This is a genomic window from Micromonospora sp. NBC_00898 (assembly GCF_045207895.1).
GTDB lineage: Bacteria > Actinomycetota > Actinomycetes > Mycobacteriales > Micromonosporaceae > Micromonospora.
The window spans coordinates 5,701,363-5,726,918 of the sequence record NZ_CP108775.1; the positions used below are offsets into that span (position 1 = coordinate 5,701,363).

Consider the following 25,556-nt stretch of genomic DNA (forward strand, 5'->3'; position numbering starts at 1 on the left):
CCGGCCGCCGTGCCGTCGACGAGGCCCGAGGGGAGATCCGGTGCGGCGTGTCTCGTACGAGGAGTACCTGCTCGCCGTCGCGCTGACCCTCGCGCGGCGCCATGGGCCGGTCTGGTGCTGGCGGCGATGGAGGCTGGTCTGCCGGTGCGGAGCCGAGTTGCCGTGTCGCGCCCGGCACCGGATCCCGATCAATCGTGGCCACTGGCCGAGGGAGGGTGAGCAGTGAACGACCGGCAGGAGCGAGACATCCTCGCGGTGCACGTCCGAGGGCTCGATGGCATGTGCGCCGGCTGTCGTGCCTGGTGGTCGCGGCTGACTCCGTACCCGTGCTGGCAGGTGGATTGGGCGACCAGCCGGCAGGCCCGGACGATCACCGCCCGGTTCCTCGGCGGTGTGCGGTGACCACCCACGGCCCGGTCATGCCGATCTGGAGCTGCGGAGGCTGCGACCTGCCCTGGCCGTGCCCGACGCGGAGGCGGGAGCTGCGGGCGGAGTATGCGGACGCTCCCTTGTCGCTGGCCCTCTACCTCGGCTCCTACCTTGTCCAGGCCGCCGAGGACATGCCCTGGACGCCGGCCGGCGTGTTGCACCGCCGCTTCCTCGGATGGACCAGACAGGTCGAGCGATCGAAGCCCGCAGTACAGCAGCGAAGTACAGCAACCGTGCCAGCCGAACCCAATCGAAACCAGGCTCAGCGGGGCGCATGACCTCGGACGGCACCCGATCTGACCGGCTCGCCGGCAATCCATAGGTTCAGGGTTCGAGTCCCTGGCGGCCCACCACAGGCCGCCTCTGAGCTGTGACAGCACAGGGATGTATTCATCGGGCACGATATGAGCGCTGGATCAGAGGCGAGCTCTCCAGGGGTGGGGTGATCGGATGACTCTGGGGTTCACCGGCGAGATGTGGTTCTGGAAAGGTCCGGCGCCGTGGCACTTCGTCACCGTTCCGGAAGAGGAGTGCGGTGAACTGGCAGCGACGTCCGCGCTGGTGACCTACGGCTGGGGCATGGCTCCGGTCAGGGTGCAGATCGGCGGAACCGGGTGGGCAGACGTCGCTGTTCCCGAAGGACGGGCGGTACATCGTGCCGGTGCGGGTGCCGGTGCGGAAGGCCGAGGGGCTTGAGGTGGGCGACATGGTGACGGTCCGCTTGGCCGTCAACGTCTGACGAGCCCCAGCGCGAGGTCGGGACGGCAACCGCCGGAATGAGCCGAACGGGGAGCCACTCCTGCTCGGCCAGGGCTGGATTTTGATCCGTTTCTGTGCTATTATGCCGGTTTACGCTTGCTAGCGTGGGGCCTCTCATCAGACCGACCGTCGAGAGGACGATGTCGTGCCCCACACCTCCGCACCCGCCCTTGACACCCGGCTGCAGGCGTTCTTCGACCGCTTCTCCATGGCGAGCGACGCCCTGGACCTGGACGCCCTGGGCGGCTGCTTCGCCGACCCGTTCCTCGCCGCCGATCCCACGGGCGCCCACCCGGTCCCGCGCGACGCGTTCCTGCGGGCCCTGCCGAAGCGGGCCGAGATGTTCGCCGACGCCGGCATCGGCGCGCCCAGCCTGACCTCCCTCACCCACCAGCGGCTGGACGACCACTACCTGCTCGTCCGCACCGAGTGGAGCGCACCCCGCCTGGCCGGGGACGGATCCGTCCCGCTGTCGTCCTCGTTCCTGCTGTACGACGACGGCACCGACCTCCGGGTCGCGCTCTACCTGAACCACCAGGGCCTGCCCAGCTCGACCGGCGCCTGAACCCAGTTGGCGAGCGGGACGGTCAGCGGCGGATGCCGACGCCGCCGTAGCCGTGCGACACCGCGCTGCGCGGCTCGCTGTCGGGCCACGGCACAGGTGGCCGCGGACCACCACGGTCCGGCCGTCGGTGGGCAGCAGCCGCCGGGCGTAGGCGACGGCGACCTCGTCGTGGTCGACGTAGACGACCCGGGAGTCCGGGGCGAGGGATCGGACGATCTCGTGCACGTTGCCCTGGGTGGGCAGGCCGGCCCCGATGTCGAGGAACTGCCGCACGCCCTGCTCGACGGCGTACCGGACGGCTCGGCGGAGGAAGGCGCGGTTGGTCTGCGCAGCGACGCCGGTGTCCGGGAAGATCTCCAGGACCCGTTCGGCGGCGGCCCGGTCGACGGCAAAATTGTGGCAGCCGCCCAGGTAGTAGTCGTACATCCGGGCGACGTTTGGCCGGGACGGGGCCTCGGTCGGGGTGGTCGCCGGCTCACCGGTCACGACAGCGTTCCCTCCGTCGACGGTCGTGCTCGCGCCCTGAGGTGTAGCACCCTGCGCGACACGCCGCTGACCCGTCGTGTCGTTGTCCTTGATCCGGCTGCGCACCCCGTCCACCTGATAGGACGGTGGTGCCACCGAGCGTCGAGGAGGTAGCGCATGACCAGCAAGCGCGAGACCGTGGAGGTCGATCCGGTCGTGTTCCGCGCCGTCTACGATTCGCCCGCCTCGTTGCCGGGTCGGCATCGGTGGACGACCCCGGAGCCGGACGTACGCCGACTGGAGAAGCTGCTCGGGATGCCGGCGCGCAGCATCGGCGCGCCGCTCTGGGTCAGCGGCGACGAGCCGGACTGCCCGAAGTGCGGCCGGCGGGTCAACTGGTACGACATCGTCGCGTCGGCGCTGCACGGCGTGCACGACCGGGCGATGATCGCCCGCGTGATCCTCGGCGAGCGCAAGTACGTCAACACCGAGGTGCCGGACGCGATCCCCGGGGTGTACTGCGCCGACTGCCGGACCCCGATCGAAGGGCTGCGCAGCTTCAAGTGCCACAACTGGGCGTACGCCTTCGAGGCGCTGGAGGCGCTGGTCGAGCGGATGTCCGGGGTGACCGCCCAGCCGGCGCCGCGCCAGCCCACCGAGCCCGCCGCCACCGACTGAACTCGCCCTCCCGGCCATTCCGGAGGAAACCCCCAAGTGAACGGAGTATGAACAGTTGGTGAGGTGATTCATGACCAACGCCAACATGACCGATGTTCCCGACATCAGCGTCGAGTGGTACCGCGACATCGTCGACTTCGCCGACGGCACGCCACAACCGGTGCACTGGTTCGCCACCCACTTCACCGAAGGGGCGGTCCTGCTGCTCGGCGTGCTGCTGGTGGTCGCCGCGGCGGCCCAACTGCTCGGCGGCGACATCCGCGGGCGGGCGCTCGCCCTGGCCGCCCCGATGTCGGTCCTGCTGGCGTACGGCGGCAGCGAGGGACTCAAGGACCTGGTCGCCGAGGACCGCCCCTGCCGGAGCCCGGCCGACCTGGTGATCGTGGCCGCCCACTGCCCACCGGCGGGAGACTGGTCCTTCCCCAGCAACCACGCCACCATCGCCGGGGCCCTGGCCGCCGCGACCCTGCTGCTGCACCGCCGGATCGGACTGGTCGCCGCGCCACTGGCCCTGCTCGCCGCGCTCTCCCGCACCTTCATCGGCGTGCACTACCCGCACGACGTGGCCGCCGGCCTGCTCCTCGGCGTGCTGGTCGGCAAGCTGGTCACCCCCATCGTGGCTCGCCCGGTCGCCGAGGCCCTGCGCTGGCGCGTCCGCCGCGCCGCCCGCCCCCTGACCCACCCCGCCCGCCGCTGACCCCCGCCCGCTCGGTCAGGGGTGTAGGGGCGCTGCCGCTGGTCTGCGTCGTCGCCGCCTTTTCCGCCACCTATTTGCTGGTACCGGCGGTGGTGGCGATCGCCGCGGTCGGCCTGCGTGCCTCCCACCGCGCCGCTATGGTCGACGCATGATCAATGGTGCTCATGTGATCATCTACAGCCGCGACCCGGAGGCGGACCGGGCCTTCTTCCGGGACACGCTCGGCCATCAGCACGTCGACGCCGGCCACGGCTGGCTCATCTTCAGGCTGCCGCCGGCCGAACTCGCCCTGCACCCGACCGACGGCGAGCCGGCCCACGAGCTGTTTCTGATGTGCGACGACGTCGAGGCGACCATGGCCGAGCTGGCGGCGAAGGGCGTCGAGTTCACGATCCCGGTCACCGAGGAGCGGTGGGGGCTGCGCACCGCGCTGCGGCTGCCCGGCGGCGGCGAGCTCGGCCTCTACGAGCCGCGCCACCCGGTCACAATCTGAGGCCACGGCTTGTCATAGGGGTGAAGACCCAGCCAGCAACACCGGATCGAACAGCCACTCCCGGCGGTACCCAGCCAGGAACCGCAGGTTCTCCAGCGGTACCACCTTCAACGCAACCATGGCGTGATTCGACCAATGTCGGAAAACCTAAAAGGGGGTGAGGAGGAGGGTCAGGGCGGTGGCGACGATCAGGAACGGACCGAAGGGGAGGTGGGTGGACCAGCGGGCCCGGCGGGCGGCCAGCAGGCCGAGGGCGACCAGCGCGGAGAGGGCGAAGGCGAGCATCAGCCCGGCCAGCAGCACCGGCCAGCCGTACCAGCCGAGCAGCGCCCCCACGCTGAGCGCCAGCTTGGCGTCGCCGAGCCCGAACCCGCGTCGGCCGAGCAGCAGGGTGGTCGCCGCGAAGCCGAGGGCGAGGCCCAGCCCGGCCAGCGTGGCGCGCAGCCACGGTCCGGGTCCGGGTCCGGTCAGCGCGGCCAGCCCGAGCAGCGCCCAGGTGCCGGCGGCCGCCGGGTAGCTGAGCCGGTCGGGCAGCCGGTGCACGGCCGCGTCGACCAGGGCCAGCGGCACCGCCCAGGCCAGCCACCAGGCCGTCGCGGCCAGCTCGCCGGGCGAGCCGCCGGCCAGCGCGAGCACCGCCAGCGCCGCCGCCAGGGCCAGCTCTACCGCGCCCGGGGGCGCCCCGACCCGGGCCCGGCAGGCCGGACAGCGGGCCGCGGGCCCGAGCGCCGGCAGCGGCCGGTCCAGGCCGATCGGTGCGCCGCAACCATCGCACCCGGCCCGGTCCACGGACCCCGGTGGTACGGCGTACCGGGCCACCGCCAGCCGCAGCGGCGGTACGACCGCCAGGGCGGCCAGCAGACCTACGACCGGACGGGTGGTCGGTGCGGGCACCTCCCCGCGGGCCGCCCGGTCGGCGGTCCGGAGCCCTCGGCCGGTCATCGGAGCCCCCGCCGAACAGTCACGGTGTGTTCCACTCTGGAACACGGAGCGTGAGATACGGCCGATCGACGAGTGGCGGATGGCGCGGAAATGGGCGTGCCGGTCGAGCGGGCCCGACTCGACGACGGCACCCGATCGGCGACCGGCTCGAGCCCTTCGGCGGCCCGGATCACCGTGGGACGGATCGGACCAGAGGCACCGATGCCACCCGATCCTCCGGCCGTCCCGCCACCCGCGGGTGGCCCGATCGTGCGGTTGGCCGGCCCTCGCCGACCGGCGGGCGCCGTCGCGCCAGGTCGTCGCGTCATCCTCCGGACAGCCACCCGTCACCACCACTCGTCACCACTGAGCGTGTTCGCTTGAATTACCTCTGTTGCATCGGCGAGCGTCAGCCTATGCTCGCCCCTTGGGCACGACGCAACCCCCGTTCAATTGGCGGCGGAGGCCAACCGGAGACATCAGGTTTCGATTTCTAAAAGATCCGTACAGGTAAATGCAGCGGCAGCGACTTCAGGCCCGGCCGAACACATCCGGGCGCGCTTCCGCCTGCCCGGAGTCCGCCGATCCGGCGTACCGCAGCGCACCGGGCGTGCCGGCGACCGTCACGGTCACGGTGAGCTGCACCGTCTCCTTCGCCGACCTGCGCGCCCCCGGGCTGCCCGGGGTGCCGGCCGGCAAAGCCGTGACCGCCAGGTTCACCTCGCCGCTGGACACCTACCGGAGCAGAGCTCTCGGGTTCGGCAATACCGAAGCGCGCACCGCGGGGAGCTGGAGTGGTGGGGGCCTGTGATGAGCATAGCGGCGAGCGCCGGTTCAGGAGTCATGGTGCGGCTGTCGGTTCCGGCAGCCGCGTGTCTGCTCAGGCGCGCTCAGCCGGCCGTTCCGGTGCGGGTCAGGGTGAGCGTGTCTCCCACGGCGACACGGCCGGGGCAGGTGACGGTCGCCCAGAGGCCAAAGGTCATGTTGTGGTGCTCGGCGACTGTCTTGAGGAGGTCGCCGTGCTCGGGTAGGTCGCCTTGCGCCATGTCGATCATCACGCAGCGGGTCAGTGACGCGCGTGGTCGCAGGACGACGGCAGGGCCCACATGGATGTCGTGGTCGATCCAGGCGTCCTCGAGAAAGCCGGTGCCTGGTAGGTCGATGAGCAGGTTCGCGCGGAATCGCGTCGGATCGACAGGTTCTCCGATCAAAGTGGCGAGCTGGCGTAGGCCGGCTGTGGTGATCACGCTGACCGGCCCCTCGTCGTGGTGCTGGACCGTTGCCTCGCGCTCGAACCTGACCTGCCTGTCGAGGGCCTGGCTGAGGGCGGCATGCCCAACGGGATCGTCGGCGGCGAACGTGCGTCCGTCAGGCAGTTCCACGACAGGTACGGGTTCGGCGAAGTGGCTGCGGAGGCTCAGCAGGCCGGGCATTCGGCGGAATCGACGGGTGTTCTTGCCGCTGCCCAACTTGCCGTCCCCGTCGCGGACAGCCCAGAGCCGGTCGCCGGCGAGCCCACGCTGCTCGACGTCGACAGCCTCGAGCTGCTCACCGAGCAGCGACTTGATCGGGAATCTGCGAATCTCGGCCACTCTCACCAAGATCACTGTAGTTGCTGGGGCCTGCGGGCGGGGGTTAGGAGTCCGAGGGCTTGAGGGCGCTGCCCTTGCCGAACCGCACGTGCAGGTTGCCAACCCGCTGAGAGCGACAGCTCACCCCTGCCGCTTCGCCATCCCGAGGAACCCGCGACATGCCTGACACGCCGATGACCGGGTGGGCGGTCCGGGAGAGCGGCCGGGTCAGCCTCTTCCTCGCCGCCGCGATGACCGGCGTGCTCGTCATCATCGGGCTCGCCTACGACGGGGCCGGGCAGTTGCGCTCGTTGCAGCGCGCGGACGACCTCGCCGCGGAGGCGGCCCGCAGCGGCGGCCAGATGATCGACCGGGCGCGGGCGATCGAGGGCGGCCCGAAGGAGATCGACGAGCCGAGCGCCCGGGCCGCCGTCGCGGACTACCTGGCCGCCGCGCGCGGCGTCCGCGGCCACGAGGTCAGCTTTCCGGTGGTCGACGGCGAGAAACCCACGCCAGCGGGCACCTGGTGGTCCGTCCGGTGACGCCCACCAGCCCCGCCCCGGCACCCCGGACGCCAGCCGCCACACATCCGTCCGGCGCGGCACCGCAGCAGTCCGACCCGCGGGTCGAGGAGCCGGTGGGCCCACCCCCCGCGGTGGCCGCCGGCGCCTCCCGGGCGATCACCGACGACGGGATCAACCGGCCGCTGGCGATCTCCGCGGCGCTCGCGGTGGCGAGCATCGTCGGCGCGCAGATCGGCGCGGTGCTCGGCCTGCGACGGCGCCCGTCGTCCGGACCGCCGGGCGGGCGCTGTCCAGCGGCCGGCACCGCAGGGACTGACCGACCCGGGCAGCGGCCGGCGCGGCCGTCAGGGCAGCCGGGTCTCCAGGACCCCGTCGACCACCCGGGTCGGCAGCATCTGCTGGTCGTTGGCGGACGGGCCGTGCACGACCTCGCCACCGTTGAGCCGGAACGTGCTGCCGTGCCAGGGGCAGACCACACAGGCGTGGCCGTCGATCTCCTGCACCTCGCCCTGGCCGAGCGGGCCGCTCTGGTGCGGGCAGCGTTCCAGCATCACGGTGACGTCGTCGCCGTGCCGGTAGAGGATCACCGAGACGTCGTCGACCTCCCGGGTGACCAGCTGCCGCTGCGGCAGGGTGGCCAGGTCGGCCACCGAGTGCCAGCCGTCGCTGATCCGGTGCAGCTCGGAGACGCTCTGCGTGGTCTGCGCCCCCTGCTTGTACGCCAGGTGCCCGCCCAGGTACGCGCCGGAGCTCACCGCGGAGAGCCCCAGGTACGCCAGCGCCTTGCCCAACCCGTGCCGCCCGTTCAGCCGGGCGGCCAGCGAGCCGGCATAGAGGGCCACCCCGACGACGTTGGAGGCGGCGTGCACCAGGCCGACCCGGCGCTGGTCGCGGGTCAGCGAGGCCCAGTCGTTGAGCCCGGCCACGGCGGCGGGCACCGCACTGACCGTGCCGAGTCCGACCAGCGCGGTGGCGGCCCGGCGCTGCCCGGGTAGCAGGTCCACCACGGCGGCGGAGATCCAAAGGCCAACCGGCACCTGCACCATCGCCGGGTGCAGCGGGTGCCCGAGCCAGACGCCGTGCAGCGCGTCCCGGACCCGCTGCGGACGCAGGGTGGCCTGGACGGCGCGCTGCAACCGGTCGCCCACTCGGTCCAGCGCGGAGGCCTGTTCGAGTTTCGTCAGCAGTTCACGCACCCGGTCCGACTTCCCGGCAGGAGCGGCCCCAAACCGGGCGACGGGACACACAACCGGGTGACTCGCCATCGTGGACGACACGCCCACAGCATGTGGTGTGTTGGCTTTTCCCGACCCACTACATCTAGGATCACTTTCACTGCTGGTTCGACCTGGCGACAGGTCAGCCAGGCGCGGCGCCCGCCAGGCGTCGCGTTCGAACAGGGAACCCGGTGCGAATCCGGGACTGCCCCGCAGCGGTGAGCGGGAACGACCGCCGTCATCAAGCACTGGGCCCGACGGGGCCCGGGAAGCGACGGCCAGTAGGCGTACGCGGAAACGCGTCGGCCCGTGAGTCCGAAGACCTGCCAGCACGGCGCGCCGTCCGGCGCGCGTACCACCTCGGGGCCTCGTGGGAGGGCCGTCGAGCCGTATGGAGCACCGCCGGCACACCGACCGGCGGCGATCCGGCGTGCCGTCGCGCCCTCCCGCGGGTCCACACCGACCACTCAGGAGAGCACGTGACGGCGTCATCCACCCTTGCCCCGCCCGCGGTCGACGCGCTGCGGGATCTGCTGCACCGGCATCACCATGACCTGCCCGACACCGACCCGGACCGGATCCTCGCCCTGGTCGGGTCGGGGCGTACCACCCGAGCCGACGGGGCGGAGCTGACCGAGCTGGCCATCGCGGCGGCGGCCGGCCTGACCGCCGAGGAGCCCGCGTACGCCCGGCTCGCCGCGCGCCTGCTCGCCGGGCGGATCGCCGACGAGACCACCGCCCAGGGCATCACCGGCTTCGGCGGCAGCGTCGCGGCCGCGTACGCCGAAGGGCTGCTGGCCCCCGGCTTCGCCGGCTTCGTCGCGACGCACGCCGACGCCCTCGACGGCCTGATCGACCACGCCCACGACGACGCGTTCGAGTACTTCGGGCTGCGCACGCTGTACGACCGCTACCTGCTGCGCCACCCGGACAGCCGGGCGGTGCTGGAACGGCCGCAGCACTTCTGGCTGCGGGTGGCCACCGGCCTGTCGGACACCGTCGAGGAGGCCGGCGAGCTGTACCGGCTCATGGCCCGGTTGGCGTACCTGCCCAGCTCGCCGACGCTGTTCAACGCCGGCGCCCGGCACCAGCAGCTCTCCTCCTGCTTCCTGGTGGATTCGCCGCGCGACGAGCTGGACTCGATCTACGAGCGCTACACGCAGGTGGCGAAGCTGTCCAAGTTCGCCGGGGGGATCGGCATCTCGTGGTCCCGGGTGCGCTCGCGGGGGTCGCTGATCCGGGGCACCAACGGCCGGTCCAACGGCATCGTGCCCTGGCTGCGCACGCTCGACGCGAGCGTGGCGGCGGTCAACCAGGGCGGCCGGCGCAAGGGCGCGGCCTGCGTCTACCTGGACACCTGGCACGCCGACATCGAGGAATTCCTGGAGCTGCGGGACAACACCGGCGACGAGGCCCGGCGTACGCACAACCTCAATCTGGCCAACTGGGTGCCGGACGAGTTCATGCGCCGGGTCGAGGCGGACGCCGACTGGTCGCTCTTCGACCCGAAGGAGGTGCCGGAGCTGGTCGACCTCTGGGGCGACGAGTTCGACGCCGCGTACCGGGCCGCGGAGGCGGCGGGCCGGGCCGCGCGGACGCTGCCGGCCCGCAGCCTGTACGGGCGGATGATGCGCACCCTGGCGCAGACCGGCAACGGCTGGATGACGTTCAAGGACGCGGCGAACCGGACCTGCAACCAGGTCGGCAACGGCGGCGGGGTGGTGCACCACTCCAACCTGTGCACCGAGATCCTCGAGGTGACCAGCGACGACGAGACGGCGGTCTGCACCCTCGGCTCGATCAACCTGGCCGCGCACCTGATGCCGGTCACCGGGCCCGACGCCGGGTCCGGCCCCACGGCCTCCGGCGTCGACTTCCCGGCACTGGCGCGCACCGTCCGGCTGGCGGTCGGGGCGCTGGACCGGGCGATCGACCGGAACTGGTTTCCCACCGAGCAGGCCGCGACCGCGCACCGGCGCTGGCGGCCCCTCGGGCTGGGCGTGATGGGGTTGGCCGACGTGCTCGCCGCCCTGCGGCTGCCGTTCGACGCGCCGGAGGCGCTGGCCCTGTCGACCCGGATCGCCGAGGAGATCGCCCTTGCCGCGTACGACGCGTCGGCCGATCTGGCGTCGGCGCGCGGGGCGCATCCGGCGTACCCGCTGACCCGGGCGGCGGACGGGGTGCTGCACCCGGACCACTGGCCGGACGCCCGGCCCACCCGCCCGGAGGCCTGGGCCGCGCTGCGCGACAAGATCGCCCGGCACGGGCTGCGCAACTCGCTGCTGGTGGCGATCGCCCCGACCGCGACGATCGCCTCGATCGCCGGCTGCTCCGAGTGCGTCGAGCCGCTGGTCTCCAACGTCTTCAAGCGGGAGACCCTTTCCGGGGAGTTCCTCCAGGTCAACCGGCACCTGGTCGCCGACCTGAAGCGGCTGGGCCGGTGGACGCCGCAGACCCGGGACGCGATCAAGCGGGCGGACGGCTCGGTGCGGGAACTGGACCTGCCGGCGGAGCTGAGGGCGTTGTACCGCACCGCCTGGGAGCTGCCGCAGAAGGCCCTGATCGACCTGGCCGCCGCGCGGGCCCCGTACGTGGACCAGGCGCAGTCGCTCAACCTGTTCCAGGCGAGCCCGACCATCGGCCGACTCTCCTCGATGTACGCGTACGCCTGGCGGGCCGGCCTGAAGACCACCTACTACCTGCGTTCGCGCCCGGCCACCCGGATCGCCCAGACCACCGTCGCCACGGCCCCGGCCGCCGCGCGATTGCCGGCACAGCCGACACCCGCCGCGCCGGCCCTGCTCACCCTGTCCGTCGGCGACGGCGAGGCGATCGCCTGCTCGCTGGAGAACCCCGAGATCTGCGAGGCCTGCCAGTGAGGATGCTGCTCGACCCCGGCATGGATCTGACCCTGCGACCGATGCGCTACCCGGACTTCTACGAGCGGTTCCGGGCGGCCATCCGCAACACCTGGACCGTGGAGGAGGTGGACCTGGCCTCCGACGTACCCGATCTGGCGAAGCTCTCCGAGGGCGAGCGGCACCTGGTCCACCGCCTGGTGGCGTTCTTCGCCACCGGCGACTCGATCGTGGCGAACAACCTGGTGCTCAACCTCTATCAGCACGTCAACGCGCCCGAGGCCCGGCTGTATCTCTCCCGCCAGCTCTTCGAGGAGGCGGTGCACGTCCAGTTCTATCTGACCCTGCTGGACACCTACCTGCCCGATCACGCCGAGCGGGCCCGCGCGTTCGCGGCGATCGAGCACATCCCGTCGATCCGCGACAAGGCGGAGTTCTGCTTCCGCTGGATCGACTCGATCGGGTCGCTGCACCGGCTGGGGAACCGGGCCGACCGGCGGGCGTTCCTGCTCAACCTGATCTGTTTCGCCGCCTGCGTGGAGGGGCTGTTCTTCTACGGCGCCTTCGCGTACGTCTACTGGCTGCGCTCGCGCGGCCTGCTCTCCGGGCTGGCCACCGGCACCAACTGGGTGTTCCGCGACGAGTCGATGCACATGGAGTTCGCCTTCACGGTGGTGGACACCGTCCGGGCGGAGGAACCCGACCTCTTCGACGACGAGATGGCCACGCAGGTGCGGGCCATGCTCGACGAGGCGGTCGCGTCGGAGCTGGCCTTCGCCCGGGACCTCTGCGGCGACGGCCTGCCGGGCATGAACACCGCCGACATGCGCCGCTACCTGGAGTACGTCGCGGACGCGCGGCTCGCCCGGCTCGGGCTGCCGCCGGCGTACGGGTCGGCGAACCCGTTCCCGTTCATGGAGCTGCAGGACGTGCAGGAGCTGACCAACTTCTTCGAGCGGCGGGTGTCGGCGTACCAGGTGGCGGTCGAGGGGACGGTGGCGCTGGACGAGGTGTTCTGACGGTCGATATCGGTGGCGTCGGGGTCGGCCGGGCGGCAGGGTGGCCGCATGTCCGCGCACGCCTCCCGCCCCCTGGGCGCCCCGGTGGCCGTACGGCTGACCGTGGGCCTCGCCCGGCCGGACGCCGTACCGCCGCCGCTGCTGATGCTGCTCGGGATGGTCTCCACGCAGGTCGGCGCGGCGGTCGCCAAGCAGCTCTTCGCCTCGACCAGTCCGGGCGGCACCACCGCCCTGCGGCTCGGCCTCGGCGCCACCCTGGCCCGCCGCGCCTGACCGCCGGCGCGGGCCGCCGGGAGCCACCGTCGCATTGGTCAACGGGCGCGTGCCCAGGACAGGAACCGCTCGGTCAGATTCTCCGCCGCGGCGTGGCCGTTGAGCTGGAACAACTGCGCGCCGGCCTCGGCCATCAGGGTGCCGAGGTAGACCAGCAGCGCGGTCCGGTCGTCGCGGTACTCGACCAGTAGGGAGAGTCGCGCCAGCTGGCAGGGCCGCTCCGCGCCACAGCCCCGGCAGCGCCACAGCGGGCGCATCGGCAGGTGCGACCGGGACGGGCGGCTCACCTCCGGCCGCCGTCGCGCCGCCACCCGCCGGCCCGCCAGCGCTGCGCCGGAGTGAGGTTGCCCGCGCGACCCGGGTCGCTCGTCGGAAAGACCTCGGTCGGCCGGGTCGCCCAGCTCGGCCGCTCGTTCAGCGGCGTCCGCTGTCGAGGTACGTTGATCGACCTCTCGGGCCGGTGTCGCCAGAACCGGAAACGCACGGTGGGCTCCCTTCGGAAGAGGTTCGAGGGGGCCGCCTCCGACGTCGTTGGCGGGCGGCCCCGGCGCTGACGCTGACCGCCGGGCTCCTCGCCTCCACCGGCCGCGCCGTCCTGCGCAACACGCTCCCTCCAGTGATCGGACAGATACACCGCGTAGCTATATGGTTGGTGGATATTCGAGACGTCCGATGGAGGGGCCGTGAACGACGCGCTGCGGGTGGCGCTCAGCGAGACCGGGCACACGACCGAATCGCTCGCCGAGCGAGTGGGTGTGGACCCGAAGACCGTGGGGCGCTGGCTCAGCGAGGGCCGGATCCTCCATCCCCGGCATCGGGTGTCAGCGGCGGAGGTGCTGGGCCGGGACGTCGGGGACATTTGGCCGGACACTTCAAGACGTCGTGAGCCAGTTTGGTTCCGTCCCTGGCAGGAGATCGAGCGCGAGGCGGTGTCGCTGCGGTCATATCAATCTGTAGTGCTGCCGGGCCTACTTCAGACCGAGGCCTATGCCAGAGCTGTTCTCACCGGCGCCGGCATGCTGCCGAGGGCCGACATCGACCGGCACATCACGGCTCGGCTCGCCCGCCAGGGCATCCTCAGACGAGAGGACCCGCCGCAGCTCACGGCCGTGATCGACGAGGGAGTTCTGCGCCGGCCCGTCGGTGGTCCGGAGACGATGCGCGAGCAGCTCCACGCCCTGGTGGCCGCCTGCGCCGAACCGCACGTCCGGATCCACGTCGTGCCGTCCTCGGTCGGCGCCTACGCCGGGCTGAACGGCCCCTTCGTGGTCGCGGCCTGCCCGGACCACCGGCTCGCCGGGTACCTCGACAACCAGCTCCAGGGACAAGTGGTTAGCGACGTCGATGAGATCGCGGCGATAATGGCCGCGTGGGAGAACGTGCGCGGCGAGGCGTTGTCCCACTGGCAGTCGGTCGACCTAATCACTGAAGTGGCGGAGACATGGAGCTGACGGGCGCCCGATGGCGCAAGAGCAGCCGCAGCAGCGGCAACGGGGGCGACTGCGTCGAGGTCGCCGACAACCTCCCCGGCCTGGTCGCGGTCCGCGACTCCAAGAACCCGACCGGCCCGGCCCTCACCTTCGCCCCGGCCGCCTGGCGAGCCTTCGTCGCCGAGCTGCGCGAGCGCGCCTGAGGCTGGCCGACACCAGCGATTCGTTCACGTCATCAGCTCCATAGCGGGCGTCCACAACCTCCGGCCTGCCAGCCCGACCCGACGACGGCCAGCGCGGGCGGCGAGGCGGGCCCGCGGCGGAACCCTGGCGCGCCGGGACCACGCCCGGCATGCTGACCCGATGGGCGTACGCGTGGAGCACGACGGGCCGGTGACCACGGTGATCCTGGACCGGCCGGCGGCCCGCAACGCCGTCGACGGACCCACCGCCCGGGCGCTCGCCGACGCGTTCCGGGCCTTCGAGGCGGATCCGGACGCGGCGGTCGCGGTGCTCTGGGGCGCCGGCGGCACGTTCTGCTCCGGCGCCGACCTGAAGGCCATCGGCACGCCGAGCGGCAACCGGGTCGAGCCGGAGGGCGACGGCCCGATGGGCCCCACCCGGATGCGCCTGTCCAAGCCGGTGCTCGCCGCGATCTCCGGTCACGCCGTGGCCGGCGGGCTGGAGCTGGCGCTCTGGTGCGACCTGCGGGTCGCCGAGTCCGACGCGGTGCTCGGGGTGTTCTGCCGGCGGTGGGGCGTCCCGCTGATCGACGGCGGCACGGTACGGCTGCCCCGGCTGATCGGCGAGAGCCGGGCGATGGACCTGATCCTCACCGGCCGGCCGGTCCCCGCCGAGGAGGCGTATGCGATAGGCCTGGTCAACCGGCTGGTCGCGCCGGGCACGGCCCGGGCGGAGGCCGAGCGGCTGGCCGCCGAGATCGCCCGGCACCCGCAGACCTGCCTGCGCAACGACCGGGCCGCGCTGCTCGCCAACGCCGGCCTGCCGGAGCCGGAGGCGATGGCGACCGAGCTGGCCTTCGGCGTGGAGTCCCTGATCACCGACGCGATGCCGGGCGCCGCCCGCTTCACCGCCGGCGCCGGCCGCCACGGCGAGCCGCCGGAGTGAACCGGAGTCACTTCAACTGGCGCAGAGCGTCCTCGATGGCGCGGTGGAAGGTCGGGTACGCGTAGATCATGTGCCGGAGCTGGCTCAGCGGCACCGCCGCGTGCACCGCCACCACCAGCGCGGACAGCACCTCGCCGCCGGCCGGGCCGACCGAGGTCGCCCCGATCAGCACCCCCTGGTCGGCGTCGGCGACCAGCTTGATGAAGCCCTCGTTGCCGGCCTTGTGGATCCAGCCCCGAGCTGAGGACGACAACTCGGTGAAGCCGATCTGGACGTTGACGCCGCGCTCGCGGGCCTGCTTCTCGGTGAGCCCGACCGCGCCGACCTCGGGGTCGGTGAAGGTGACCCGGGGCAGCGCCCGGTAGTCGGCGCGCGGGACGCTGCCCGGCGCGGCGGTCGCCCCGCCGGCGCTCATCGCGCCGCCGACCGCGCTGGCCACCCCGGCCGCGCCGCCGACGACGCTGGCGGTGCCGCTGGGGTCCGGACCGCCCTTGGTACGCCGCATGTGGTCGAGGACGTCGGCGACGACGATGGCCGCCTGGTACATGGCGATGTGGGTGAACGCGCCCTCACCGGTCAGGTCGCCGACCGCCCAGATGCCGTCGGCCGCCTGCATCCGCTCGTCCACCGGCAGGTAGCGCTGGGACGCGTCGACGTCGACGGTCTCCAACCCCAACTCGTCCAGGTGCGCCTTGCGGCCGGTCACCACCAGCAGCCGCTCGGCGGTGAACTCCGCGCCGCCGCCCCCCTGCACGGTGAAGCTCCGCCCGTCGTGGCTGACCCGTTCCGCCTTCACCCCGGTGGCGATAATGACCCCGTCGGCGCGCAGTGCCGCCGCAGCGACCTCGGACGCCTCCGGCTCCTCGATGGCGAGGACCCGGTCCAGCGCCTCCACCACGGTCACCCGTACGCCGAACCGGGCGAAGACCTGGGCGAGTTCCAGCCCGATCGCGCCGCCGCCGAGAACGAGCAGCGACTCCGGCAGCTCCTCCACCTCGATGGCCTGGTGGTTCGTCCAGTACGGCGTGTCGGCCAGCCCGTCGATCGGCGGGATCGAGGGGCGGGTGCCGGTGCCGAGCACGACCCCGTACCGGGCCTGGAACACCTGCTCGCCGACGCGGACCCGGCCGGGCCCGTCGAGCCGGCCGCTGCCCCGGAGGAACCGGCCGCCCTTGCCGACGAAGCGGTCCACCGCCACCTTGTCGTCCCAGGTGTCGGTGGCCTCCTCACGGATCCGCTTCGCCACCGGCGCCCAGTCGGGCCGGACCTGCGCCGCGCCGGCCAGCACGTTGACCCGGCGCGCCTCGGCGAGCGCGTTCGCCGCCCGGATCATCATCTTGCTCGGGACGCAGCCCCAGTAGGGGCACTCCCCGCCGACCAGGTCCCGCTCGATCCCGACGACGCTGAGGCCGGCCTCGGCCAGTCGCCCGGCCACCTCCTCGCCGCCGACCCCGAGTCCGACCACGACCACGTCCACCAGTTCCGGCTCCGCCATTCCGCCAGCATTCCGCACCGGCGAACGCTCGACCACCACACCCGCCGGAATTTGCCGCGCCCGTAACACCTCGGACCCCATACGGTGGCCCGATGCACCCACGCTTCGCCCCGGTCCGGGACTGCTTCCAGGACCTCTTCGCCGGCGGCCGGGAGACCGGCGCGGCGCTGACCGTCTGGTACGACGGCGCACCGGTGGTCGACCTGCTCGGCGGCCCGGGTTGGCGACCGGACACCCTGGTGAACGTCTACTCGGTCGGCAAGCCGGTGGCCGCGCTCTGCCTGCTGATGCTGGTGGACCGGGGCCGGGTCGACCTCGACGACCCGGTGGCCGCGCACTGGCCGGGATTCCGCACCCCGGCGACGGTCCGGCAGGTGCTCAGCCACACCGCCGGGCTGCCGGCGTTCCCGGTCCCCCGACCGGCGGAGGCGATCGCCGACTGGGAGCTGCTCTGCGCGGACCTGGCCGCCGCCGAGCCGGAGTGGGCGCCGGGGACCGTCGCGGGCGAGCACGCCTGGACGTACGGGCACCTGGTGGGCGAGCTGGTCCGCCGGGTGGACGGCCGGCCGGTGGGCCGGTTCCTGGCCGAGGAGATCGCCGGACCGTGGGGGCTCGACCTGGGCTTCGGCCTCGGTCCGGCGGACCAGCGGCGCTGCGCGGAGCTGTCGTACGGCGATCCGGGGTGGCCGACCCGGATGCTGGGCGAGCCGGGGTCGCCGCGGGCCCGGGCGCTGGGCAACCCGCCCGGCGGCCTGGAGCTCGCGGTGGTGAACGGGCCGCTCTGGCGGGGTGCGGAGGTGCCGGCGGTCAACCTGCACGCCACCGCCGCCGCCCTGGCGCGCCTCTACGCGGGCCTGCTGGCCGGCGGCACCCTGGACGGGGTACGCCTGTTCAGCCCGGAGCTGGTCGCCGAGGCGACCCGGGTCCAGTACGACGGCCCGGACCTGGTGCTGGATCGGCGGGCCTACTGGACGCTGGGCATGCAGTGGGAGCCGGACGGCAGCTGGGGCATGGGCGGGATCGGCGGCAGCAGCGCCTGGGCCGATCCTGGGCGCGGTTACACCTTCGCGTACGCGACCGCCCGGCTGGCCGAGCACGACCGGGTGGACGAGCTGGTCGAGGCCCTGCACTCCTGCCTCTGACGGGCCACTCCGGTTCCCCGGTTCAGCCCACGGCGACCGGGGTCCGGGCCGGGCCGGGGATCACCACCGGCGTGCCGGCCGCGGTGAGCAGGGCCCGCGCGGCCACCGCCATCCGGTGCCGCTGCGGTACGAGGGCGCGCCGCACGAAGACGTCGTGGTCCTGGGCCGCCACCTCGTCGAGGATCCCGCCGTAGAGCGCGTACGCGGTCCGCATGCAGGCCTGCGAGGCGGGGGCGAGCAGGGTGATCCCCGGTGCGGCGGCCGCGTAGTGGGCCTGCGCGCGGGTCACCTCGTACTCGATCAGCTCCCGGATCCTCGGCGTGGCGCGGCCCCGCGCCTTCGCCGCGAGCAGGTCCTCGCGGGTGACGTCGAACTTGGCCAGGTCCTCGTCAGGCAGGTAGATGCGGCCCCGGTCCAGGTCCTCGGCGACGTCCCGGATGAAGTTGGTGAGCTGGAAGGCGAAGCCGAGCTGGCGGGCGGGCTCGCGGGCGGCGGCCGGGTCGGAGCTGCCGAGGATGGGCAGCATCATGGTGCCGATGACGGCGGCCGACCCCTCCATGTAGTCGAGCAGGTCGTCGTAGGTCGGGTACGACATGACGGTCAGGTCCATCGCCATGCTCTTCAGGAACGACGCGAAGTCGGCCCGGTCCAGGTCGAAGACGGCGACGGTGTGCAGCACGGCGGGGAGCAGCGGGTCGTCTACCGGCTCACCGTGCAGCCCGGCGACGAAGCGGGCGGACCACTTGTCCAGCCGGGCGGCGCGGTCGGCCGGCGGCAGGTCCTCGGTCCGGTCGACGATCTCGTCGGCGTACCGCGTGAATCCGTACAGGGCGTGCACGTGCCGCCGTTTCCAAGCGGGGAGCAGACGGGTGGCGAGATAGTAGGTGCGCCCGTGGCGTTTGTGCAGCTGCCGGCAGGCGGCGTAGGCAGCGGTGAGATCGGCGTCCACCGGCCCTCCTCGAAATTCGACGCAGCAATCGACGCAACTCGTAACCCTAGGGTACGCTCGCCGACATGGCCAACGACGCAGTTGCGGACAACGCGCTCCGCGTCGCGCCGGCACAGCCGGGAGCGACGGACGATCCGGTCCGCGGCGTGCTGGCCGCGTTCACCCAAGACCTGATCAAGGGCGTCGACGACACGCTGGCGGCGTTCCTGGCCGCCGAGGTCGACTCGCTCACCGAGATCGACGCAGCGATGGGTGGTTTCGCCGCGACGGCGCGCGACTGCGTGCTGACCGGCGGCAAGCGGGTCCGCCCGACCTTCGCCTACTGGGGTTGGCGCGGCGTGGTCGGCGGCGACGGCCCGCTGCCCTCGGTGCTGCCCGCGCTCGCCGCGCTGGAGCTGCTGCACACCTTCGCGCTGGTGCACGACGACCTGATGGACGCCTCCGACACCCGACGCGGCCTGCCCACCGCGCACCGGGCCGCCGCCACCCGGCACCGGGCGGCCAGTCACACGGGCGACCCGGACCGGTTCGGCGAGGCGGTCGCCGTGCTCATCGGCGACCTCTGCATGGTCTGGGCCGACCGGCTGCTGGCGCACGCCACCGTGCCACCGGCCCGGCTGCTCGACGTCCGGCGCTGCTACGACCAGATGCGGATCGAGACCGTCGCCGGGCAGTACCTCGACGTGCTCGGCGAGAACGACGCGGCGAACTGGTCGGTGGACCGGGCGCTGCGGGTGGCCCGCTACAAGACGGCCAGCTACACCGTGCAGCGGCCGCTGCTCTTCGGCGCCTGCCTGGCCGGCGTGGCCGCCGACGCGCCGCTGATCGCCGCGTACACCCGCTACGGCCTGGCCGTCGGCGAGGCGTTCCAGCTCCGCGACGACCTGCTCGGCGTCTACGGCGACCCGGCCACCACCGGCAAGCCGGCCGGTGACGACCTGCGCACCGGCAAGCCGACCGCGCTGCTCATGCTGGCCCGGCAGCTCGGCACCCCGACCCAGCGCCGGGCGCTGGACCGGGCCGGCTCGGTCACCGGGGCGCGCGAGGTGGCCCGGCTGGCCGAGGTGGTCGCCGACACCGGGGCGGTCACCCGGGTCGAGCGGATGATCTCCGATCGGCTGGCCGACGCGCTGACCGCGGTCGGCACCGCGTCGATCGACGAGACCGCGCGCACCGCGCTGACGGGCCTCGCCACCGCCGCCACCACGCGGCGGGCATGATGGGCAACTTTGTGAGGGAGGTGGTCACGTGCGGACCGTGAACGGGCGTACGGACCGGGTGGTGGTCGTCGGCGCCGGCCTGGGCGGGCTGGCGTGCGCGCTGCACCTGGCCGGGAGCGGCCGGCAGGTGACCGTCCTGGAACGCGAGCCGGTGCCCGGCGGCCGTGCCGGCCGGCTCAGCGTCGACGGGTACGAGTTCGACACCGGCCCGACCGTGCTCACCATGCCCGACCTGATCGCCGCGGCGCTGGACGCGGTCGGCGAGGAGATGTCCGACTGGCTCGACCTGACCCCGCTCGACCCGGCCTACCGGGCCTGGTACCCGGACGGCTCCACGCTGGACGTCATCACCGACACCACCCGGATGGCGGCGGAGATCTCCCGCGTCTGCGGCGCCCGGGAGGCCGACGGCTACCTGCGCTTCGTCGACTACGCCCGCAGGCTGTGGGAGCTGGAACGCACCGACTTCATCGAGCGCAACCTGGACGCGCCGACCGACCTGCTCACCGGCAACCTGCTGAAGCTGGTCGCCGGCGGAGCGTTCCGGCGGCTCCAGACGAAGATCAACCAGTTCTTCCAGGACCCGCGTACCCAGCGGATCTTCTCCTTCCAGGCGATGTACGCCGGCCTGGCGCCGCACGACGCGCTGGCCATCTACGCGGTCATCGCGTACCTCGACTCGGTGGCCGGGGTGTGCTTCCCGCGCGGCGGCATCCACGCGGTCTCCCGGGGGATGGCCGGCGCGGCCGAGAAGCACGGCGTGCAGATCCGGTACGGCACCACCGTGAGCCGGGTGGAGACCGCCCACGGCCGGGCCACCGGGGTGGTGACCGCGGACGGCGAGTTCGTCCCGGCGGACGTGGTGGTGCTCAACCCGGACCTGCCGGTCGCCTACCGCGACCTGCTCCCCCCGGCCCGGGCCCGGAAGCTCACCTACTCGCCCTCCTGCGTGGTGCTGCACGTCGGCTCCAAGCAGGGTTATGCGAAGATCGCCCACCACAACATCCATTTCGGACGATCCTGGAGCGGCACGTTCGACGAGGTGATCCGGCGAGGCGAGCTGATGACCGACCCGTCGCTGCTGGTGACGAACCCCAGCCGGACCGACCCGTCGGTCGCCCCCGCCGGCCGGCACACCTACTACGTGCTCGCCCCGGTGCCGAACCTCCACCGGGCGCCGTTCGACTGGCGCGGCGACCTGAGCCGCCGCTACGCCGACCAGCTCGTCGACACCTTGGAGGAGCGCGGGTACGTCGGCTTCGGCGAGGGCGTCGAGGTGCTGCGTACGATCACCCCCGCCGAGTGGGAGGAGCAGGGGATGGCCGCCGGCACGCCGTTCGCCGCCGCGCACAGCCTCTTCCAGACCGGCCCGTTCCGCCCGTCGAACCTGCACCGCACGCTGGACAACGTGGTCTTCGTCGGCTCCGGCACCCAGCCCGGCGTGGGCGTGCCGATGGTCCTCATCTCCGGCAAGCTCGCCGCCTCCCGGATCACCGGGAGCGCGTCGTGACCTCGCGGGAGGGGCACCTGGTCGAGCTGGTCGACGACACCGGGCACGCGCTCGGCGAGGTCACCGTGGCCGCCGCCCACCAGCCGCCCGGCCGGCTGCACCGCGCCTTCTCGGTGCTGCTGGTCGACCCCGACGGCCGGGTGCTGCTCCAGCGCCGGGCCGCCGCCAAGACCCGGTTCCCGCTGCGCTGGGCCAACTCCTGTTGCGGCCACCCGCTGCCGGGCCAGTCGCTGGTCGAGGCCGCCAACCGCCGGCTCCGCGAGGAGCTGGGCGTCGAGCCGGTCGCCCTCACCGAGATCGGGGTGTACGTCTACTACGCCGAGGACCCGGCCACCGGCCGCGTCGAATTCGAGTATGACCATGTCCTGCGCGCCGACGTACCGGCGGGGCTGCCCACCCTGCCCGACCCCGACGAGGTCGCCGAGCTGCGCTGGGTCGACCCCGCCGAGCTGGAGGCCGACCTCGACGTCGACCCCCGCGCGTACGCACCCTGGCTGGGCGGGGTGGTGAACCGGCTGCGGCGCAACCCGCCCGGTGCCGGCGGCGGCGCCGAGGCGGCCGCGATCCCGTCCGGCGTCCCCGCGGACGAGGCGTCGGAGCGGTCAGGTGGCCGATGAGGCGCTGAGCGCGGGGGCCGTGGCACGCCGACTCGGCGTCGCGGTCACCACGCTCCGCACCTGGCACCAGCGCTACGGTCTCGGGCCCAGCGAGCACGTACCCGGGCACCACCGGCGCTACACGCCGGCCGACCTCGCGCGCCTGGAGATCATGCGCCGGCTCACCGCCGAGGGGGTGACCCCGGCCGAGGCGGCCCGCTGGGCCCGCCAGGCGCCGGCGGGAGGCGTCGTCGACGTCACCGCACCACGGGCCCGGCCGGTCGCCGCCCGGGACGGGGGCGGGATGACCATCCCGGTCGGCCGGGCCGGGCCGGTGGCCCGCGGCCTGGCCCGGGCCGCCATGCGGCTGGACTCGGTGGTCATCGGCGAGACCATCGCGCACGCCCTCGCCGCCGACGGTGTGATCGCCACCTGGGACGGGCTGCTCCGCCCGGTCCTCGCCGGCATCGGCGAACGGCATGCCGCCACCGGCGGGCTGATCGAGGTGGAACACCTGATGTCCCGGTGTGTCTCGGAGGCGTTCGCGGCGGTGGCGCGATCCCGTCCGGCCACCGGTCCGGCCCGGATCCTGCTCTCCTGCGCCGACGAGGAGCAGCACAGCCTGCCGCTGGAGGCGCTGGCCGCCGCCCTCGAGGAGGTCGGGGTGAGCTACCGGATGCTCGGCGCCCGGGTGCCGGTGGCGGCGCTGGTCGAGGCGGTCACCCGGACCGGGCCGGCCGCCGTCGTGGTGTGGTCGCACACCCGGGCCACCGCCGACCCGGGCCAGCTCTCCGCCCTGCTCGCGGCGCCCCGCCGGCCGCTGCTGGTGCTCGCCGCCGGCCCGGGCTGGCGGGCCGACACGCTACCCGCCGGGGTGATCCGCCCGGTCGACCTGACCGAGGCGCTCTCCCTCGCACTGGCCGTACGCGACTCGCTGGACCAGTCGAAAACGGACTGACCGCCCCTCCCGCTTCCGGACCGCGTCCCGTACCGTCGGGGCGTCCGCGTACCCCGACCCCCTCTCGGGAGCGACAGATGCGTTCACGCGCCGTGGTGGCGTTCGGCCTCAGCCTGGTTCTGTTCCTGGTCGGGTGCGGCGACCCCGCCCGCAGCCCGTCCCAGGCCGGCGGTCCGCCGTCCCCCTCGGCCGCCGCGACCCCGCCGCCGCCGCCGAAGCCGACCGCCTCGCCGCGGCCCAGCCGAACCACCCCGCCGAAGCCCCGGCTGCGGCCGCTGCCCACCACGCTCCCCGCCGGCCTGCGCCGGCACAGCGGCGACCAGGCGGTGGCGCTGACCTTCGACGACGGGCCGGACCCGAGGTGGACGCCCCGGCTCCTCGACCAGTTGCGGGCCGCCCACGTCACCGCGACGTTCTGCCTGATCGGCAGCCGGGCCAAGCGCTACCCGGAGCTGGTGGCCCGGATCGCCCGGGAGGGGCACCAGCTCTGCAACCACAGCTGGCGCCACGACATCAACCTGGGCCGCCGGCCGGTGGCCGACATCCAGGCCGACCTGCTCCGCACCGACAAGGCGATCAAGGCGGCCGTACCGAACGCCCACATCCCGTACTACCGCCAGCCGGGAGGCCGGTGGACCCCGGAGGTGGTGGCGGTGGCCCGCAAGCTCGGGATGCGCTCACTCCACTGGAGCGTCGACCCGCAGGACTGGGACCACCCGAGCGCGAAGACGATCGCGCAGCGGGTGGGCTCCGCGGTCCGCCCCGGCGCCATCGTGCTGATGCACGACGGAGGCGGCGACCGGGGACCCACGCTGGCCGCCTGCCAGCATCTGATCCCCGACCTGAAACGCCGGTACGGGATCTCCCGGCTCCGCTGACACCACCTCTGAACTGCGGTTTTACCCGACGGTGTGCCCCGCGCCATACCGGTTTGGTTGACCGCCCGGGCATCACGTATGCTTTCCAAGCCTCCGGCGGGGCCGGATGGGAGCAAGTCCGCTTGAAGTTGCGAGTGTGCAATGATGGCGGGGCCGCCCTCATCGTCTAGCGGCCCAGGACGCCGCCCTTTCAAGGCGGTAGCACGGGTTCGAATCCCGTTGGGGGCACGGTCCGGCTTCGGCCGGATGCAACAGAGCTAGGTCCTGTGGAGCAGTTGGAGTGCTCGCCGCCCTGTCAAGGCGGAGGTCGCGGGTTCAAGTCCCGTCAGGACCGCAAGCGCTGACGCCGCGCGAATGCTGCGCGGCGTTCTGCGTATCGGAGCGTGTGACCCTCCCGGCGGCGACCCCGTCCTGCGGGTAGCATGAGCCGAGCAGCACGGCCAGGTAGCTCAGTTGGTACGAGCGTCCGACTGAAAATCGGAAGGTCGGCGGTTCGACCCCGCCCCTGGCCACATAGCCTTTCGCCGGGCTAAAGGGCGGTGACCAGCGGAAACGCGGTCACCGCCCTTCCTTTTTCCCGAGCAATCCATCGACGAAGTACTACCCGTTGATGATCTCTGGGGGCACGGCGGGGGCACGCAGCGGCGCCAAGTTCGATCCGCCGACCATTTTTCATTCCAGCTGAGGCTGCGGAGCCAGCTGCCGGGACGCTCATAAGCTTGTGCGCCTGACTTTCAGGAGCGCCTCTGCCAACCGGCTCAAACGGTGTCCTGGATGCCGCAGCCGACACATTCATCGGCAAGAGTCCTCCCACCCGTGACCCCTCGTGGGCCTGGGACCCCACGCCGCGAAACCCACCTCGCCCGTCTAACCGACAGGAGGAAGCAGGAGTTTCGCCAGCATCCTGTTTACAGTTGTAAACTCGGTTGGCGTGGTAGGAGGATCGCTGGCGGCAACAGACGTGGCTACTGCCCGACATCTAAGCGGCCAAGGGCTCCCTACGCCGAGGCACTGACCGACGGGGGCTGACCATGGATCGTGATGAAGCAATGCGGGCAGCACAAGAACCGATCGACTGGTCGGGCGCCGAGGTAGAAACCACGCCACGCAGGGTGACCATGGTGTACTCCACCCGTCTCCCCGACGACCTTTCCCGATGGCTGGTAGAGGAAGCGAGCCGCCGAGGGATCAACCCATCGGTGATGCTGCGAGAGCTGGTGGCTGACGGAAAGCGGGCCGCGGCCGAAGACAAGATAGTCACCTTCCGCCTGTCGGACCTGCACCGGGCGATCAACCAGGTCGCGGACCGGACGGCGTGACCGCTAGGAGCACCCGCCGACCCGGCCGATGGCCACCTCGCCGCTGGCCCAGCCAAGACGTCCGCTGAAGGGATCCTCGGACCGTCGCCGCTGAAGCGGCTATTCGCAGACCATGCCGTCGTTCGGCACTGCGGCGCTTCGAACGTCTGCCCTCCGTCGACTGATGCGCGACAGTCGTCCGCCAACTGATCTGCGACACCTCAGCGCGCTGATCGCGGCAAATGAGGGTGGCCGAGCATGGTGGCGGCGGGGTGGAAACCAGATAGGCGCAGCGCTGCCCAGTCCGGTAGCGAGTCGCGGACATCGAGGGTGATCTTGCCCTGGAACGGCTTGACTGTCACGAGTCCCTTTCGGCGCGGCCCTCATCAGCACCGTAGCGACATCGTTACCGCGAGCACGGCCAGATCGGTGAACATGTTTCACAGTCGCGAGACGCGGGCCGGATCGCCGCTCGGGCAGCGT

At 72.6% G+C, this 25,556-nt stretch carries 28 protein-coding genes, 3 tRNA genes, 2 pseudogenes and 1 riboswitch; of the genes and pseudogenes, 25 read left to right on the forward strand and 8 right to left on the reverse strand.

All coding sequences use genetic code 11. The features are described from left to right. Positions 1-222 precede the first annotated feature (222 nt). The 5 genes from OG799_RS27685 to OG799_RS27705 all read left to right on the forward strand — a co-directional run bounded on the left by OG799_RS27685 (position 223) and on the right by OG799_RS27705 (position 1,753). A complete protein-coding gene (locus OG799_RS27685; protein WP_406039033.1) occupies positions 223-402 on the forward strand; it encodes a hypothetical protein in 180 nt (59 codons plus the stop codon). Then, the gene (locus tag OG799_RS27690; protein ID WP_406039035.1) at positions 399-707 is read left to right on the forward strand and encodes a hypothetical protein; all 309 of its coding nucleotides are present in this window, start codon (positions 399-401) and stop codon (positions 705-707) included. Before OG799_RS27685 ends, OG799_RS27690 begins: the two co-directional genes overlap by 4 nt. A gap of 172 nt (positions 708-879) precedes the next feature. Beyond that, positions 880-1,125, forward strand: coding sequence for a DUF1905 domain-containing protein (locus OG799_RS27695; protein ID WP_406039037.1), 246 nt, complete (start codon positions 880-882; stop codon positions 1,123-1,125). Then, positions 1,097-1,168: a hypothetical protein gene (locus OG799_RS27700; RefSeq protein ID WP_406046425.1), complete on the forward strand. Its 72-nt coding sequence runs from the start codon at positions 1,097-1,099 to the stop codon at positions 1,166-1,168. The genes OG799_RS27695 and OG799_RS27700 overlap by 29 nt, the downstream gene beginning before the upstream one ends. 165 nt (positions 1,169-1,333) lie before the next feature. After that, a complete protein-coding gene (locus OG799_RS27705) occupies positions 1,334-1,753 on the forward strand; it encodes a hypothetical protein (protein WP_406046520.1) in 420 nt (139 codons plus the stop codon). Between the two features lie 87 nt (positions 1,754-1,840). On the opposite strand, the pseudogene OG799_RS27710 reads toward OG799_RS27705, so the two are convergent. After that, a pseudogene (locus OG799_RS27710) lies at positions 1,841-2,239 on the reverse strand (SAM-dependent methyltransferase); the annotation flags it as partial. 156 nt (positions 2,240-2,395) lie between these two features. On the opposite strand from OG799_RS27710, the gene OG799_RS27715 reads away from it, so the two are divergent. The 3 genes from OG799_RS27715 (at position 2,396) to OG799_RS27725 (ending at position 4,086) form a co-directional block, all read left to right on the forward strand. Then, positions 2,396-2,896: a hypothetical protein gene (locus OG799_RS27715; RefSeq protein ID WP_406039039.1), complete on the forward strand. Its 501-nt coding sequence runs from the start codon at positions 2,396-2,398 to the stop codon at positions 2,894-2,896. 70 nt (positions 2,897-2,966) lie between these two features. Then, on the forward strand, positions 2,967-3,593 hold the full coding sequence (locus OG799_RS27720) for a phosphatase PAP2 family protein (protein ID WP_406039041.1): 627 nt from the start codon (positions 2,967-2,969) through the stop codon (positions 3,591-3,593). A 148-nt stretch (positions 3,594-3,741) separates the two neighbouring features. Then, the gene (locus OG799_RS27725) at positions 3,742-4,086 is read left to right on the forward strand and encodes a VOC family protein (protein WP_406039043.1); all 345 of its coding nucleotides are present in this window, start codon (positions 3,742-3,744) and stop codon (positions 4,084-4,086) included. Between the two features lie 147 nt (positions 4,087-4,233). Here the strand turns inward: OG799_RS27725 and OG799_RS27730 are convergent, their stop codons facing one another. The 3 genes from OG799_RS27730 to OG799_RS27740 form a co-directional block, all read right to left on the reverse strand. Further along, positions 4,234-5,028, reverse strand: coding sequence for a prepilin peptidase (locus tag OG799_RS27730; protein ID WP_406039045.1), 795 nt, complete (start codon positions 5,026-5,028; stop codon positions 4,234-4,236). A 510-nt stretch (positions 5,029-5,538) separates the two neighbouring features. Then, a complete protein-coding gene (locus tag OG799_RS27735) occupies positions 5,539-5,742 on the reverse strand; it encodes a hypothetical protein (RefSeq protein WP_406039047.1) in 204 nt (67 codons plus the stop codon). A 155-nt stretch (positions 5,743-5,897) separates the two neighbouring features. After that, complete coding sequence (locus tag OG799_RS27740) at positions 5,898-6,605, reverse strand: MOSC domain-containing protein (protein ID WP_406039049.1); 708 nt, start codon at positions 6,603-6,605, stop codon at positions 5,898-5,900. Positions 6,606-6,772: 167 nt separating this feature from the next. Between OG799_RS27740 and OG799_RS27745 the strand changes: the two are divergent. Beyond that, a pseudogene (locus tag OG799_RS27745) lies at positions 6,773-7,081 on the forward strand (hypothetical protein); the annotation flags it as partial. Between the two features lie 365 nt (positions 7,082-7,446). On the opposite strand, the gene OG799_RS27750 reads toward OG799_RS27745, so the two are convergent. Then, positions 7,447-8,298 (reverse strand): DUF2231 domain-containing protein, encoded by an 852-nt coding sequence (locus OG799_RS27750; RefSeq protein ID WP_406039051.1) that lies wholly within the window; start codon positions 8,296-8,298, stop codon positions 7,447-7,449. Between the two features lie 199 nt (positions 8,299-8,497). After that, positions 8,498-8,644, forward strand: a riboswitch (cobalamin riboswitch). A gap of 154 nt (positions 8,645-8,798) precedes the next feature. Here OG799_RS27750 and OG799_RS27755 point away from each other — a divergent pair. From OG799_RS27755 to OG799_RS27765, 3 genes are read left to right on the forward strand one after another with little or no spacing between them, the layout of a single operon-like run. Beyond that, a complete protein-coding gene (locus OG799_RS27755; protein ID WP_406039053.1) occupies positions 8,799-11,198 on the forward strand; it encodes a ribonucleoside-diphosphate reductase subunit alpha in 2,400 nt (799 codons plus the stop codon). 2 nt (positions 11,199-11,200) lie between these two features. Then, positions 11,201-12,196, forward strand: a complete 996-nt coding sequence (locus OG799_RS27760) for a ribonucleotide-diphosphate reductase subunit beta (RefSeq protein ID WP_406046426.1) — start codon at positions 11,201-11,203, stop codon at positions 12,194-12,196. A 48-nt stretch (positions 12,197-12,244) separates the two neighbouring features. After that, positions 12,245-12,469: a hypothetical protein gene (locus tag OG799_RS27765; protein WP_406039055.1), complete on the forward strand. Its 225-nt coding sequence runs from the start codon at positions 12,245-12,247 to the stop codon at positions 12,467-12,469. A 38-nt stretch (positions 12,470-12,507) separates the two neighbouring features. Here the strand turns inward: OG799_RS27765 and OG799_RS27770 are convergent, their stop codons facing one another. Next, positions 12,508-12,756, reverse strand: coding sequence for a flavin reductase (locus OG799_RS27770; RefSeq protein WP_406039057.1), 249 nt, complete (start codon positions 12,754-12,756; stop codon positions 12,508-12,510). A 396-nt stretch (positions 12,757-13,152) separates the two neighbouring features. On the opposite strand from OG799_RS27770, the gene OG799_RS27775 reads away from it, so the two are divergent. From OG799_RS27775 to OG799_RS27785, 3 genes are all read left to right on the forward strand, one after another. Next, positions 13,153-13,920 carry a Scr1 family TA system antitoxin-like transcriptional regulator gene (locus OG799_RS27775; protein ID WP_406039059.1) on the forward strand — a complete coding sequence of 256 codons (768 nt, stop codon included), beginning with the start codon at positions 13,153-13,155 and terminating at the stop codon, positions 13,918-13,920. After that, a complete protein-coding gene (locus OG799_RS27780) occupies positions 13,911-14,102 on the forward strand; it encodes a DUF397 domain-containing protein (protein WP_406039061.1) in 192 nt (63 codons plus the stop codon). Before OG799_RS27775 ends, OG799_RS27780 begins: the two co-directional genes overlap by 10 nt. 160 nt (positions 14,103-14,262) lie before the next feature. Next, positions 14,263-15,027 carry a crotonase/enoyl-CoA hydratase family protein gene (locus OG799_RS27785; protein WP_406039063.1) on the forward strand — a complete coding sequence of 255 codons (765 nt, stop codon included), beginning with the start codon at positions 14,263-14,265 and terminating at the stop codon, positions 15,025-15,027. Between the two features lie 7 nt (positions 15,028-15,034). Here the strand turns inward: OG799_RS27785 and OG799_RS27790 are convergent, their stop codons facing one another. Further along, positions 15,035-16,522 carry a dihydrolipoyl dehydrogenase family protein gene (locus OG799_RS27790; protein WP_406039065.1) on the reverse strand — a complete coding sequence of 496 codons (1,488 nt, stop codon included), beginning with the start codon at positions 16,520-16,522 and terminating at the stop codon, positions 15,035-15,037. A 92-nt stretch (positions 16,523-16,614) separates the two neighbouring features. Between OG799_RS27790 and OG799_RS27795 the strand changes: the two genes are divergently transcribed. Continuing rightward, a complete protein-coding gene (locus OG799_RS27795) occupies positions 16,615-17,664 on the forward strand; it encodes a serine hydrolase domain-containing protein (protein WP_406039067.1) in 1,050 nt (349 codons plus the stop codon). A gap of 22 nt (positions 17,665-17,686) precedes the next feature. On the opposite strand, the gene OG799_RS27800 is transcribed toward OG799_RS27795, so the two are convergent. Then, on the reverse strand, positions 17,687-18,613 hold the full coding sequence (locus OG799_RS27800) for a phytoene/squalene synthase family protein (protein WP_406039069.1): 927 nt from the start codon (positions 18,611-18,613) through the stop codon (positions 17,687-17,689). Positions 18,614-18,678: 65 nt separating this feature from the next. Between OG799_RS27800 and OG799_RS27805 the strand changes: the two genes are divergently transcribed. The 9 genes from OG799_RS27805 to OG799_RS27845 all read left to right on the forward strand — a co-directional run bounded on the left by OG799_RS27805 (position 18,679) and on the right by OG799_RS27845 (position 25,094). Next, positions 18,679-19,833: a polyprenyl synthetase family protein gene (locus OG799_RS27805; protein ID WP_406039071.1), complete on the forward strand. Its 1,155-nt coding sequence runs from the start codon at positions 18,679-18,681 to the stop codon at positions 19,831-19,833. 28 nt (positions 19,834-19,861) lie between these two features. Beyond that, positions 19,862-21,343 carry a phytoene desaturase family protein gene (gene crtI / locus OG799_RS27810; protein ID WP_406039073.1) on the forward strand — a complete coding sequence of 494 codons (1,482 nt, stop codon included), beginning with the start codon at positions 19,862-19,864 and terminating at the stop codon, positions 21,341-21,343. Continuing rightward, positions 21,340-21,960, forward strand: coding sequence for an isopentenyl-diphosphate Delta-isomerase (gene idi / locus OG799_RS27815; RefSeq protein WP_406039075.1), 621 nt, complete (start codon positions 21,340-21,342; stop codon positions 21,958-21,960). The genes crtI and idi overlap by 4 nt, the downstream gene beginning before the upstream one ends. Beyond that, positions 21,950-22,897 (forward strand): MerR family transcriptional regulator, encoded by a 948-nt coding sequence (locus tag OG799_RS27820; RefSeq protein ID WP_406039077.1) that lies wholly within the window; start codon positions 21,950-21,952, stop codon positions 22,895-22,897. Before idi ends, OG799_RS27820 begins: the two co-directional genes overlap by 11 nt. 77 nt (positions 22,898-22,974) lie before the next feature. Beyond that, a complete protein-coding gene (locus tag OG799_RS27825) occupies positions 22,975-23,775 on the forward strand; it encodes a polysaccharide deacetylase family protein (RefSeq protein ID WP_406039079.1) in 801 nt (266 codons plus the stop codon). A 155-nt stretch (positions 23,776-23,930) separates the two neighbouring features. Next, positions 23,931-24,003 (forward strand) — tRNA-Glu (locus OG799_RS27830). A 32-nt stretch (positions 24,004-24,035) separates the two neighbouring features. Beyond that, a tRNA-Asp gene (locus OG799_RS27835) sits at positions 24,036-24,109 on the forward strand. Positions 24,110-24,213: 104 nt separating this feature from the next. Further along, positions 24,214-24,287, forward strand: a tRNA-Phe gene (locus OG799_RS27840). 519 nt (positions 24,288-24,806) lie between these two features. After that, positions 24,807-25,094: a hypothetical protein gene (locus tag OG799_RS27845; protein ID WP_123809784.1), complete on the forward strand. Its 288-nt coding sequence runs from the start codon at positions 24,807-24,809 to the stop codon at positions 25,092-25,094. Positions 25,095-25,556 lie beyond the last annotated feature (462 nt).